This is a genomic window from Thermoactinomyces sp. CICC 10522, assembly GCF_016055075.1.
GTDB classification, from domain to species: domain Bacteria; phylum Bacillota; class Bacilli; order Thermoactinomycetales; family Thermoactinomycetaceae; genus Thermoactinomyces_A; species Thermoactinomyces_A daqus.
The window spans coordinates 1-12,699 of record NZ_JAECVY010000010.1; the positions used below are offsets into that span (position 1 = coordinate 1).

General features: G+C 46.8%; 10 protein-coding genes and 1 pseudogene. 6 read left to right on the forward strand and 5 right to left on the reverse strand.

Going from position 1 to position 12,699, the window contains the following annotated elements:
* Positions 1-276 precede the first annotated feature (276 nt).
* The gene (gene cas6 / locus I8U18_RS12985) at positions 277-1,032 is read left to right on the forward strand and encodes a CRISPR-associated endoribonuclease Cas6 (protein WP_198055810.1); all 756 of its coding nucleotides are present in this window, start codon (positions 277-279) and stop codon (positions 1,030-1,032) included.
* A gap of 110 nt (positions 1,033-1,142) precedes the next feature.
* Here cas6 and I8U18_RS12990 read toward each other — a convergent pair.
* Positions 1,143-1,358 (reverse strand): annotated as a pseudogene (locus I8U18_RS12990) (phenolic acid decarboxylase); the annotation flags it as partial.
* A gap of 161 nt (positions 1,359-1,519) precedes the next feature.
* On the opposite strand from I8U18_RS12990, the gene I8U18_RS12995 reads away from it, so the two are divergent.
* Positions 1,520-2,401 (forward strand): LysR family transcriptional regulator, encoded by an 882-nt coding sequence (locus I8U18_RS12995; protein WP_198064810.1) that lies wholly within the window; start codon positions 1,520-1,522, stop codon positions 2,399-2,401.
* 687 nt (positions 2,402-3,088) lie between these two features.
* The gene (locus tag I8U18_RS13000; protein ID WP_033102297.1) at positions 3,089-3,712 is read left to right on the forward strand and encodes a LysE family translocator; all 624 of its coding nucleotides are present in this window, start codon (positions 3,089-3,091) and stop codon (positions 3,710-3,712) included.
* A 40-nt stretch (positions 3,713-3,752) separates the two neighbouring features.
* Here the strand turns inward: I8U18_RS13000 and asnB are convergent, their stop codons facing one another.
* From asnB to I8U18_RS13015, 3 genes are all read right to left on the reverse strand, one after another.
* Positions 3,753-5,573, reverse strand: coding sequence for an asparagine synthase (glutamine-hydrolyzing) (gene asnB / locus I8U18_RS13005; RefSeq protein ID WP_198064811.1), 1,821 nt, complete (start codon positions 5,571-5,573; stop codon positions 3,753-3,755).
* A gap of 223 nt (positions 5,574-5,796) precedes the next feature.
* Entirely contained in the window at positions 5,797-6,648 is an 852-nt protein-coding gene (gene erm / locus I8U18_RS13010; protein WP_198064833.1) for a 23S ribosomal RNA methyltransferase Erm, read from the reverse strand.
* Between the two features lie 446 nt (positions 6,649-7,094).
* Positions 7,095-8,360 (reverse strand): MFS transporter, encoded by a 1,266-nt coding sequence (locus I8U18_RS13015; protein WP_198056370.1) that lies wholly within the window; start codon positions 8,358-8,360, stop codon positions 7,095-7,097.
* Positions 8,361-8,869: 509 nt separating this feature from the next.
* Between I8U18_RS13015 and I8U18_RS13020 the strand changes: the two genes are divergently transcribed.
* The 3 genes from I8U18_RS13020 to I8U18_RS13030 all read left to right on the forward strand — a co-directional run bounded on the left by I8U18_RS13020 (position 8,870) and on the right by I8U18_RS13030 (position 11,763).
* On the forward strand, positions 8,870-10,465 hold the full coding sequence (locus I8U18_RS13020; protein WP_198064812.1) for a bifunctional metallophosphatase/5'-nucleotidase: 1,596 nt from the start codon (positions 8,870-8,872) through the stop codon (positions 10,463-10,465).
* A 194-nt stretch (positions 10,466-10,659) separates the two neighbouring features.
* Positions 10,660-11,583: a cation diffusion facilitator family transporter gene (locus I8U18_RS13025; RefSeq protein ID WP_370589255.1), complete on the forward strand. Its 924-nt coding sequence runs from the start codon at positions 10,660-10,662 to the stop codon at positions 11,581-11,583.
* An 18-nt stretch (positions 11,584-11,601) separates the two neighbouring features.
* Positions 11,602-11,763 (forward strand): hypothetical protein, encoded by a 162-nt coding sequence (locus I8U18_RS13030; protein WP_198064835.1) that lies wholly within the window; start codon positions 11,602-11,604, stop codon positions 11,761-11,763.
* Between the two features lie 56 nt (positions 11,764-11,819).
* Here the strand turns inward: I8U18_RS13030 and I8U18_RS13035 are convergent, their stop codons facing one another.
* Complete coding sequence (locus tag I8U18_RS13035; RefSeq protein ID WP_198064813.1) at positions 11,820-12,641, reverse strand: dienelactone hydrolase family protein; 822 nt, start codon at positions 12,639-12,641, stop codon at positions 11,820-11,822.
* Positions 12,642-12,699: the final 58 nt, after the last annotated feature.

The window sequence follows — 12,699 nt, forward strand, 5'->3', positions numbered from 1 at the left end:
CGAAAATCCAAAGAAAAACCTCAGCCAAAAGTCACACGCATAAGTTGAACGCCGACTTTTTCTGACCGTGGAAATTTACACATAATTTTGGACTTGATCAAATCCCCGGGAGGTTCACAGAAAAAGCAAGTGAAAATAGGATTTTAGAATAAAATACAGAAAGATAAATAAAAACGGCAGTTGATAGATTTATTAGAAAATATTATTTTGAATTAATCTCCTTAAAGAACAACATTATAATTTCTACGACAGAAGAAAGGGGTGACGTTCTTTCAAATGCGTGTTGAAGTGAAATTTCATTTAGCGAAAGAAATCCTGTTGCCTTATGATCTGAGCTACTACATAAGCAGTTATATCTATCGTTGCATTAAGCAAGCCGCACCTGAACTGTCCGAATGGTTGCATAACACTGGTTTGAAATACAAAGGAAGAAGATACAAACCGTTTGTTTTTTCCCGGTGCAACTTCGCTTCAAGAGTGAACTTGGATTCGGTCATGAAAGTGAAAGGTACGCTTTCTTTTCAGATCGATTCGATCATGCCAGAGATCGTTCACCGGTTTGTTGAAGGTGCATGGGCAAATGGGCATTTGGATCTGTTTGAATTCAAGTTCCCATTACAGGAGACCTGTTTCCTGCCCCCTGTATCTTTTAGCGAAACCATGGTCTACAAAGCGTTAAGCCCAATTGTGATCCCGATACAAAAAAATAACCAAATCGTCTTTAGCCATCCCTTGGATAGCCGTTTTTACGACAGTATGCGAAATTCATTAAAGAATTGGTACTACCTGCGCTGGCAGGAAGAGTTTCCGGAAGGGGAGGAGATACACATTCAACTTTACCGCCCCGAAAAATTCCAACTGGGTAAAGCGGCTGTATTAACCCGTTTTAAGGATAAAAATATCAAGGGATATCTTGTTCCATTGGAAGTAGAGGCCCCGGTGAAGATGCAACAAGTGATCTATGAGGCGGGGATCGGCTCTTATGGTTCACAAGGGTTTGGCATGGTTGAAGCTCTAAAGGAGGTGAAATGAATGGGAGCAATCCTGCGGTTTGCCACCTTACAAGTTAACTGGCATCAAATAATCGAGTCACTAGGGCGTGTCTGGTGAATCACTAATTGAGCCAAATCATCAGGGAAATCATTGGGCCATGAACCATGGACGTTTAATGCCACTCGTCCGTTGTTATAACCGAAAATGTTGTTGAAAAGCAGGGCAGGAGCTTGGTCTCCAAGATTGTTAACTGCACGAGCTGCTGAACCTAAATCCGGTTCAGGATAAACTTGTTGCGTAATACGCACTAGTTGTCCTTCTTCTTCGAGCTTTTCCAAGAACGAACGCAAGTCCCTGTAAACCATCCGTAAATCACCTCATGCACATTGATTACAAAATGGTAGGTCTATTGGATAACCTTTCGTTTGTTACTTACATTTTTTACGTTAGCACTAGTTCGAAGATAAGTAAAATATATATAATATATCCAAATCATATATATTACATATGATAGAGGCGATTGGCCATGGATTTGAAGAAACTGCTTTATTTTGTAACGATTGTCGAAGAAGGACAAATTACACGCGCTGCGAATCGTCTGCACATCGCTCAACCTCCTCTTAGCCTGCAATTGAAAGCACTGGAGGAGGAGCTTGGCGTAACGCTGATTGAACGCAATAACAAAAAGTTAAATCTTACTCCGGCCGGATGGACTTTTTATCATAGAGCAAAGGAAATTTTAAATTCAGTTGATGGAATGATATCGGAAGTAAAGGAACAAGGGGCCGGTATTCGGGGGAAACTGTCAATAGGTACAGTAATGTCCTGTATATCTTACTTACCCAGATCTATCCAAACTTTTCAGCGAAAGTATCCGCTCGTTTCCTTTCACCTTTGGGTGGAAGATTCCTACAGAGTCGAGGAACTCTTGCAGAATAGGGATATTGAGCTTGGCATAATAAGATTGCCCTTACAAACCACAAATTTATCCATGGTTCGCTTACAAGCAGAACCTCTTGTTGCTGTTCAACCAAGGGATTGGAATATTTTCGAAAAGGAAACGATTGCAATAGAGGAGCTTGATAAGTATCCTCTCATGGTTTTACACGGACAAGGCGGGCAAGGGATCTTTAATCAATTTATTGAGGCCTGTCAAGCATTTGGCATTAACCCAAAAATTATTTGCGAAAGTCCTGATGTTGCGACACTGCTGACACTGGCAGACTCCGGTGTTGGGATTGCCATTGTCCCAAAATTGGCGACTCGTTTAAGACCAAAAGGAACATTATCATATGCGGAAATTACACCTAACATAAAATCAGATACTGCGCTTGTATGGGTTAAAGATCGATATATGTCAAAAGCAGCACAACATTTTAAAGAAATCCTGATCGACTCTGTACAATAGCAACTATTTGTAATAATAAACCGGCTCCTGTACGGATACCTTCTCCTTTTAGGCCTGGAGGCAGCGAACGACGATTGATAAAATGGCTTGAAGCCCCATTTGGTTTCAAGCCATTTTTGCTAGTGGTTTGGAGGAGTGAAGGGGACGATACAGGAATGGAATCGGCCCCCACAGGATGATGCTTTTTAAGCAATCTTGATGGAGATGCCAGCCACGACCGAATAATCGTTAGAAAAATAAAAGTGAGATGGCCAAACCCATCTCACTTTGCTCGATAACATTTCCCAAACATTCACCTGTAATTCATTATCTGACAAGCCGTGAAGATTTTCAAAAAGAATGAGTCAGAGTATTTGGGGATATTGGCAACTATAACTTGTTAACCTTCCATTACAAGCTCATTATTTTTAATTACTTGCCGAATCTCGAAATTTCGAAATCTGTTTTGAGGAAGATATGATTTTGCAGGGGATTTAATAGAAAAACAAAAAAACAAGGACAAAATTTCCTTCCAGCGAATCTCTCGGGGTGCCACGTAGAATCGCGGTCTCTCTTATTTGTTCTTTTTAATCAGATCTTGAATAACCAAATATTCATTGTAAAATTGGCAGTAGATGATTAATTTTTGCGTGGGCGGGGAGATTTCCTGCGAATCAAATAGAAAAACAAAAAAGGGAGAGAGCGCGAGTGGAACTTGCCAATATCCTTTATTTTCTCATGGCGTCGGTCACGCTGACACTTTTGCCCGGCCCGGATCTTCTGTTTGTGATCACCCAGAGCGTCTCCCAGGGAAAACGGGATGGCATTGCTGTTTCCCTTGGATTATGTTCAGGTTTGATCGTCCATACCTTTGCAGCGGCGGTCGGGATTTCCGCTTTGCTCTATCATTCGGCGGTTGCCTTTCAGTTGCTGAAGTATGCCGGGGCTGCCTATCTTTTGTATCTGGCCTGGATGTCGCTGAAGGAGACCGGCCGGTCGGGCTTATCGGCAACTGAACCAAAAAGGAGTTTTTTCTCATTGTATAAGCGCGGCATACTGATGAACGTGCTCAATCCCAAGGTGTCCATTTTCTTTCTCGCGTTTCTGCCCCAGTTTATTTCTCCCGCTGTGGGGAAAATTCCGCTGCAAATGATTACGCTCGGCGGGTTGTTTTTTGTCCAGGCCTTGCTGATTTTTTCCCTCGTCTCTGTTTTTTCCGGAATGGCGGGAGAAAAACTGTTGAAAAAATCAATGGGTTCCAAATCGATCAGCTATGTCAAGGCGGCTGTTTATGCTCTTTTGGGTGTGCGGCTGGCCCTGCTGGAAAAATGAGAGATGCCCCTTTCCCGCAATGGAGACAGGGGCATGTTCTTTAAACGAGGGTGATCCGGTATTCTTGCAACCAGAAGTTGACCTGAACCAGATATTCCATCATTTTTCCCACTTCAAAGGGAGCTTCGGAAAACTTATGTTCGACGATGTCGTCTACCAGCTGCTTGTTGATCAGCGGCAGGATCGGCGCATTGGGATCATTTAGCACTTCTTTCATCCATTCGCGCACCGAGCGGTAATAGGTGGGGTCTTGTGCTGTCGGATATGCGCTTTTTTTGCGCCACCGCACTTCTTCAGGCAGATAGCCTTTGAGGGCGCGGCGCAAGATGCCTTTTTCAATCTCACCGATACTTTTCACTTGCCAAGGCATATTCCACAAATATTCAACCAGTCTGTAGTCGCAGAAGGGAACGCGTACCTCAAAGCCGGTGTACATGCTCATGCGGTCTTTGCGGTCGAGCATAAACGGGAGAAAACGGGTGATAAAGAGATAGGACATTTCGCGCTGCTTGGCGGCGATTTCTGATTCTCCGTCGAGGCGGTCGAACTCATTGAGCGCTTCTTCATAGCGGGCCTGACGGTACTCCTGCGGCTTGATTTTCGCCTTTGCGTCTTCATTTAAAACTTCGGCAAAAAAGGCGATGCTCTGATTCCAAGGGAAGGTTCCCGAATTTAAAAATGCTTCCTGGTGGAACCAGGGATAACCGCTGAACACTTCATCGGCTGATTCACCGGATAAAGAGACGGTTGCTTCTTTTTTCATTTCGCGAAAGAGGAGGTAGAGAGATGCTTCCATTTCGCCGATTCCCGGGAGGTCACGCGCCCGCGTGGGAATGGAGAGATGGTCGATCAGGTCAAGATGGCTCAGAACGATCGAATGGTGACGGGAATGGACAAAGTCGGATACCATCTGAACATAAGGTGCATCCAAACTCACATGCAGCAAATCCTTTTGGAAATGCTGATCACTGCCGACAAAGTCGATTGAGTATGTATGCAGTGTTTTGCCTGACTCGCGGAATTCCTTGGCGGCAATGGCTGTCAATCCGCTGGAGTCCAAACCGCCAGAAAGCATGGAAACGACTGGCATGTCGGAAATCAATTGCCGTTTTACCGTATCTTCCAACAGATGGCGAATATAGTCGATTGCGGTTTCCACATCATCGGTAAAGGGTTTGCTTTTCAATTGCCAATATTGCGTAACCCGGGTTTGCTCCTCGGTGATGGAAACGGCATGTCCGGCACGAACTTCCTTAATTCCTCGAAAAACACCGACTCCCGGGGTGCGCATCGGGCCGAGGGCAAAAATTTCCGCCAAACCGTCGGCATCCACTTCGGGCCGGATCTCCGGATGGGCCAACAGCGCTTTCAGTTCAGAGGCGAACAGCACCATGCCGTCACGCTGGGCATAGAACAGCGGTTTCACGCCGAGATGGTCCCGCCCCAAAAACAGCTTTTGCGTTCTCTCATCCCAGATGGCAAAAGCAAAAATTCCGTTCAGGCGCCGTATGCAATCTTCTCCCCATTCCAGATAGGCGTGAAGCAAAACTTCGGTATCCGATTTGGTTTGAAAGGTATGTCCGAGCGTTTCCAACTCCTCGCGCAATTCACGGAAATTGTAGATTTCTCCGTTATAGGTGAGAGCAACGGTGTTCTCTCCGGTCCGGTAAAGCATCGGCTGCGCACCGCCAACAGGGTCGATCACGATCAGACGACGATGAGCGAGCGCCGCACGCGGGGATAACCAAAAACCTTCAGCATCCGGCCCGCGGTGACGAATGGCATCGGCCATTTTTTGCAAAACGGGACGCTCGTTTGACAGATCCCTTTTCCAATCAATCCAACCGGTAATGCCGCACATGAGTAATCATCTCCTAAATAAAAATTCGTTGATTTATAAATAAAAGAATTAACTACCCAATGATTATTATAAAAAAGTGAAAATCAAAAGCCAAAAGTAAAATTTCCAATATTACCAACTGATTGAAATTGATTTGTGCATGTTCTGCGAGAGAAGAGGGCAAGAAAATAGCCGGCTTCCCGCATATAGCAGGAGAAGCCGGTTGTTTTTTGGGCTGAGGTATTTATTTTTTCTTTTTAATTTTTGGCCAGAGCGGACGCTGAACATACCGGGTCATGGTATTGAAAAGAATCCCCCATTGCGATTCCGTTAAAAACCCGATGGACGTCTCATTTTTGATTCCCAAGTTTTTTCTCAGATGCTTCATTTGCGTCGGTGTGAATATGCCTCTTAACGCGGTTTCGACTGCCGCTTTCGGTTCTCTGAGCGCATAGTCTGCAAGTCCCAAAAAAGCGGAATGGTCTTTCTTTGCGATAATGGGTTGCTTTTTTCTCGTGATCATGACCATGGCGGAATCGACGCTTGGCGGAGGAGAAAAATTTTCTCGGGAAATCTCTTTGATGAAACGGAGATCAAACCACATTCTCCAAGCCAAAACATAGGAGTTTTTTATGAATGTTGATGTGAATCGCTTGGCTGCTCCTTTTTCCATCACGATGATCCCTCTTTGCAGGCTGTTTGAAGGATTGTTAAGCAGCATTTTTAAAATAGGCGTCGTAATGGAATATGGAATATTGGACACAACCACAAACGGTTTTTTTGGCAGGTGAATTTTCAAAATGTCTTGATGAATGATTTTGGTATTTGGATTTTGCGCTGTTTTTCGTTTCAGGACATCGACAAACCTGGCATCATATTCTACCGCCAGTACCTTTCCGGCCCGTTGATTGAGGACGGTTGTCAATGCTCCTTTTCCGGCCCCCAATTCCAAAACGGTGTCTGTCTCGCTGATATTCGCCATTTCTACCATTTCTTTGAGCAACTTTTTATTAATCATTAAATGTTGTCCAAGAAAATTGGGAGGTTCTCCCCGGGTTATTTTCCCCCGGCGGGATTTACGATCTTTTTTCATCAGACTCTCTTCCCTTCAAAAGAAAAAATCACAGACCGGCTGCCTGTGATTGAGAGTAAAGGGAGAATCTGTCTTTATCCCTGTACGGGTTGAAGAGAGAAATAGCGATGAGAAACCTTCGTCTGTTCAGGAAAAGTCCGTTATCACATTAAAAAAGAAAGGCAGATCCGGCTCTGCCTTTCTTCATATCAGACTTCTCTATGCAAAAACGAAGACTTAAAAAAGGGCAGACTGATCCCGTTTACTCTGCAAACACAAGCAGAGCCTTTGAACGTATGAAATTACTTGTTCAAAGTTGGGAATCGCAGTCTGACATGATACATCTTTTTAATAGTCCTCCCAAAATATCGATTTGGAATACATTGCACATTGTAAACAGGCGGACGGTATAAAGTCAATACCGAGTCCGTCAAGTTGTATATTCTCTGTTGCCGCGGATGCGGGCCCTCTCAATTGGTTTCCGGCGTGGACGAGCCTTCCGGAGACGGGTTGGCCGGCAGCCGGTAGAGGGGGAGAATCGTGAGTGCACCTGCGATAAACAGAATGGCTGCGATTTCATACATCACCACGACCGACCACATGTTTTTAAGCGAACCGGCGATGCTCATGGTGACCACCATCGCCCCGGTGAAGAGGGGACTCAAAATCCCGTTGACCCGGCCGACGAAGGATTCATCGGAATTCTGCAAAATCATCGTGTTGATCCCGATCTGGATCATCGGTAACACCAGCCCGGAAATAAATTGGACCAGCAACGTCAGCCACAAGATGGTCGACCATCCCGAAACGGCCATGCCCAATGCACTGATCAGCATGCCCAGCATCAATAATCTCTGGGGCGCAACCGTCTTGGACTGGCTCATGGCGACACCGCCGCCGAGAATCATGCCCAATCCGCTGGCGGTCATTAACCATTGCAGTTGTTCTTTCGGCAAGCCCAATTGTTCCGTGACGAGGAAGATCCCCATCGGCTGGATCAAGCCCAGCGCCAATCCGGCCGCCAGAAAGCAGGCTCCCAGTAGTGTGAGCGTCCGTTTGGACAATACATACCGAACACCATCCATCATTTCCTTGAGCAGGGATGTTTCTGTTTTATTCCCGTCTTCCATCGCGCGGTCCGGCGGGAGGAGGAATAGCACGCAGGCTGACAGCAGGAAGCAGATTCCCATAATGCCGATCGCCACGACGATCCCCCATTGCTGATAAACGAAGGTGCCCAATGCAGGGCCCAGAATCATGAAGACGGCAAACATGGTTTGGTAAATCGACATTCCCATCTGAATCAGTTCGCCGGGCACATGCATCTTAAACAGCTTCATCCCTGACGGCTGGGAAAATTGGGATAAAATCGCCGATACGAGCGTGGCAAAAAAGACGGCTCTCCAGGTGCCAAACACGAGTGTCAGCAACACGGCAAAAATGGATGCCGCACTTAAAAAATCGCACCAGATCATGGTCCTTTTGGGGCGCCAGCGGTCGGCGAAAGTGCCGCCGATAAATGAAAAGATAAAGATCGGGGCAAATTCGGCCACAGAGATCATCGAGATGGCAAACGCATCTCCGTGGGTTTTGTCCATTACAAACAACAATACCGCGAAATTCCGAACCCATATGCCAATTTGCAAAAGCAACCCGGACAACAGGATGACCTGAACAAACCGGTTTTTCAATAAATCTGACCGATTGGGACTGTTTTGCGTCGATTGAACGGGCATCGATATTCCCCCTTGATCCTTGAATCATGACAGTTCCTTTTCGTTTCGCCTCTTCATGCAAAAAGCCGTGAATGCAGTTGCACCCACGGCTAATCAGGCAGATTCCGTTCCGGACGAGAAAGGGAGGAATCTGACTGGACAAAAGATCTCAATACATGGGCACATTCAAAGAGAGCATCAGAAAGGGTTTGAAGACCGCTTTCCAATCCCCGGTTGCTTTTATGCAAGCAGTGTCTGCATTCACCTTCTTCTCTTTGCCTGAAGAGAACCTAGAATACAAACAGATGGCCCATGATTGAGATTAATACCACCTTTCTCCTGTTTGACTGTTTTTGGATTTTAGCATATTCTTCATGCACTGTCAATTTATTTTTGAACCTTTCGATCTGCGGCAAAGTAAAGATGTATTAGCACATTTGCGATTTTGATTTACTTTTCTTATTAATTTAAAATATTAATGAATGCATGAAACTATTCTTATTTTTTATGAATTCAGGGGAGGGAGAAATATGCTGCGAATGAAAACATGGCGGATTTTGCTGTCGATGGTTTTGGCCATTGGCTCAATTTCACTTATGACCGCTTTCCGATTCCCGGCGAAAGAGCCTCATTCCTTGCATGTTCAATTGCTCGGCATCAATGATTTCCACGGGCAGTTGGATAAGACGAACATGGTGGACGGCAAACCCGTCGGCACGGCCGCAGTTCTGGCTGCTTACCTGAAAAAGCGGGAGCAGGAAAACCCGAATACACTGCTGGTTCAAGCCGGTGATATGGTGGGAGCCAGCGCACCTGTATCCGCTCTTTTGCAGGATGAGCCGACAATCCGGATCCTGAACGCCTTGGGGTTTGATGCAGGAACCATCGGAAATCACGAATTCGACGAGGGCATCCCGGAAATGATGCGGCTGATCTACGGGGGATACCATGAGAAAACCGGGGATTTTGAAGGGGCTTCCTTTCCTTACACCTGTGCAAATGTTTTGGATAAACAGACACATCAACCCATTCTTCCTCCATACACCATCAAACGTGTCAAAGGAATACCGATTGGTTTTATCGGGGTGGTGTCCAGGACGACTCCCTCGATCGTCATTTCGGATCACGTCAAAGATGTGGAATTTATCGATGAAGCGACCGCTGTCAATCGCTGGGTAAAAGTTTTGAAGCAAAAAGGAGTTCATACCATCATCGTCCTGGCTCATGAAGGCGGAAATCAAAACCGGGATACAGGAAAGATTGAAGGGCCGATTGCAGATATTGCCCGGAAAATCGATCCGGAAGTGGATGTGATCTTTGCCGGTCATACCCACACTTATCTGAACGGAACCGTTGCCGGAAAATTAATTGTACAAGCTTACAGTTATGGGACTGCTTTTTCTGATGTGGATTTGACGATTGATCGCCGCAGTAAAGATGTGACAAGCAAACATGGGGAAATCGTTACTACGTACCAGGAGAGAATCAAACCCGATCCTCAGGTAGCCAAAATGGTAGCGGAGGCGGAGAAAAAAGTGGGTCCGCTGATCAACCAGGTGATCGGGAAGACAGCTGCCGCCATCACACGGACGCAAAATGAGGCAGGGGAGTCGGCGCTGGGCAACTTGATTGCCGATGCGCAACGTGCGGCCATGAATACCGACTTTGCCTTTATGAACCCGGGGGGGATTCGTGCAGATTTGCCTGCCGGGGATGTGACATGGGGCGATTTGTACACAACACAGCCTTTCGGAAACCAATTGGAGAAAATGGAATTGACCGGAGAACAGATCAAGCAACTGCTCAATCAACAATTCCAGGATCCCGACCGCGTCCATATGTTGCAGATATCCGGTTTGAAATACCGTTGGGATCCCAGCCGCCCGGCTGATGACCGGATCGTTTCCATGACGGGAGCGGACGGTACACCGATCGATTTGAACCAGACCTACACCGTCACGACCAACAATTTTCTGGCAAGCGGGGGAGACAGATTTACGGTTTTCACCGGCGGGAAAAATGTCGTGATCGGACCAACTGATTTGGATGCTCTGATTCAATATATCAAACAATTGCCGCAACCTTTCCATGCGGAGATTGAAGGGCGCATCCAATCAGCTCCTTGACCGGAAAGGCGGGCGGATTTACAACTTTACACAGAGAAGCTTCAACCAAGTATTTTTTCAATAAACGGGAGAGCGGACACGGAGCCGCTCTTTTTTCTTTCCGTCGGGAGTCGGAAAACATTGTCCCCGACCGGAGACCGGGATTTTTTGTTTAATTTTTGCGAAGAAGTAAAGAGTATAAATGGGTGAATGATGTGAACAAGCGAATGAGATCTCCCATGGCTGTCGCATGGGTCAGCCTGGTCAGCAATATTCTTCTCACGTTGGTTAAATTTATGGTCGGTTGGTTGTATCGCAGTCCCTCGCTAGTCGCCGACGGAGCTCACAATGCTTCGGATGTGGTCGCTTCCGCTGCCACGCTGGGTTCCATGCGCGTGTCAACCATGCCGGCCGATCGTGAACATCCTTACGGACATGGAAAGGCGGAGGTGATTGCTTCGGGGATCGTGGCGGTGATTCTTTTTCTGGCTGCCATCTGGATGATTTATCAGTCGATCGAAGCGTTGTTCCTGCCTCCGCCAAAAGCTCATGCCATCTCGTTGATTGCGGCCGTTTTTTCATTGCTGTTTAAACTGGTCTTATATATTTACACCATCCGGATCGGCAGGAAAGTAAACAGCAAAGGATTAATCGCTACCGCCTATGATCATCTGTCAGATGTCTATTCCTCTCTGGCTGCGGCGATCGGGATCGGCCTTGCTCTTTTGGGACGCCAAGCCCGCATTCCCTATCTGGAATACGGGGACCCGCTCGCCAGTATTGTGGTTTCTCTGTTGATCCTCAAAGTGGCCATCCATATGGGGAGGGAAGCGGTCGATATCCTGATGGAGCGCAATGTGGCCCAGGAAAAATTGGATCAATTTGCCGCGATCATATCCGCCGTGCCGGGAGTGAAGCGCATTGACCGGATCCGGGCCCGGGAACACGGGCATTATATTCTCGTGGATGTGCGTGTCGGCGTTCCGGGAGAGATGACGGTTCAGGAAGGGCACGATATCTCCCGTGCCATCAAAAAGAACGTGATGGAGCGTTTTGATGACGTGCAGGAAGTATTGGTGCATATCAATCCGTGGTATGAAAATGAATCGGCAGTGAAAGCAAATGAGGTCGATTACTGAGTAAAGGAGGATTTAGCGATGAGTGAAAACAAACAGGGCAAAAGAGGAGAGAATAACCATCCGCAAACGGCAAAGGTGCAAAAGGGGGAGCATAAAAACGGGAGGTTGAGCCAATTTAAAAACCACCACCCCGAAGGAGAGTCTTATCCGAGCGAGTATCTGAGCCGGGAACGGGATTAAGGAGTGGGAAGGCATCCAGCCTGGGATTGGTAATGATCTCAGGCCGGATGAATAATTTATTGACCGAGCACGTCATTGAAAAACGAGAGGGTTTTTGCAAAGGCATCGCGGGCGGCATCCGCGTGGTAAGAGGGGCGTGTATCATTGAAAAAAGCGTGTTGTGCCCCTGGATAAACTTTATAGTTAAATGATTTCCCCGCTTTTTTCATGTTTTCCACAAACTGTGGCAGACCGGCATTAATGCTCTCATCCAGTTCGCCGAAAAAGCCGATGACCGGACATTCAATTTTGGCAATCCTTTCTTCATCCGGAAAGCGGCCGTAAAAAATGACTGCCCCGCCCAAATCCGGAACTTCCGTTGCCAAAAGAGCGGAAAGGGCACCCCCCATGCAGAAGCCGACGGATCCGATTTTTTTGACGAGACGGTATTCCCCGGAAGAAAGGAACCGAACCGTCGCTTTTAATTGAGCAATGAATTTCGGGAATTTTTCCAGGCTGCCAAACACATTTTGAAACGTCTCGTCAATTTCGCTGCGTACCGCTTCGGGCAGTTTTTTCAACTCCGCTTCACGCTTTTCCGGACTGTGCCAGGCCGTTGGCGGAATTGTATTCAGAAACTGTTTCACCTTTGTGATGCGCTCATTTGTCATCGAAGGCGGACGTTGTCCATTTTCGGCAAACAAATCGGGGGAAACGGCCAAATAACCTGCTTTAGCAAAACGCTCAGTCACGTCCAGGATGTGTTCATCAGTCCCCCATATTTCCTGAATGACGATGATCGCCGGGAGCGGGCCTTCAGCCAGTGCCGGCCTGGCGGTGTACAGTCGGTACGTTTGATCACCATCTTGAAATTGAATCCATTCCTTATGTAAGCTCATGCTAGCACTCTCCTTAAAGTAAGTTATTCTTCCTTCTATTATTTCAAACTTTCCTTCG

Bases quoted from the DNA above. Each gene is read 5' to 3' on its own strand.
- cas6 (WP_198055810.1), top strand. From the start codon at position 277: ATGCGTGTTGAAGTGAAATTTCATTTAGCGAAAGAAATCCTGTTGCCT.
- I8U18_RS12995 (WP_198064810.1), top strand. From the start codon at position 1,520: ATGGATTTGAAGAAACTGCTTTATTTTGTAACGATTGTCGAAGAAGGA.
- asnB (WP_198064811.1), bottom strand. From the start codon at position 5,573: ATGTGCGGCATTACCGGTTGGATTGATTGGAAAAGGGATCTGTCAAAC.
- I8U18_RS13015 (WP_198056370.1), bottom strand. From the start codon at position 8,360: ATGCCCGTTCAATCGACGCAAAACAGTCCCAATCGGTCAGATTTATTG.
- I8U18_RS13020 (WP_198064812.1), top strand. From the start codon at position 8,870: ATGCTGCGAATGAAAACATGGCGGATTTTGCTGTCGATGGTTTTGGCC.
- I8U18_RS13030 (WP_198064835.1), top strand. From the start codon at position 11,602: ATGAGTGAAAACAAACAGGGCAAAAGAGGAGAGAATAACCATCCGCAA.
- I8U18_RS13035 (WP_198064813.1), bottom strand. From the start codon at position 12,641: ATGAGCTTACATAAGGAATGGATTCAATTTCAAGATGGTGATCAAACG.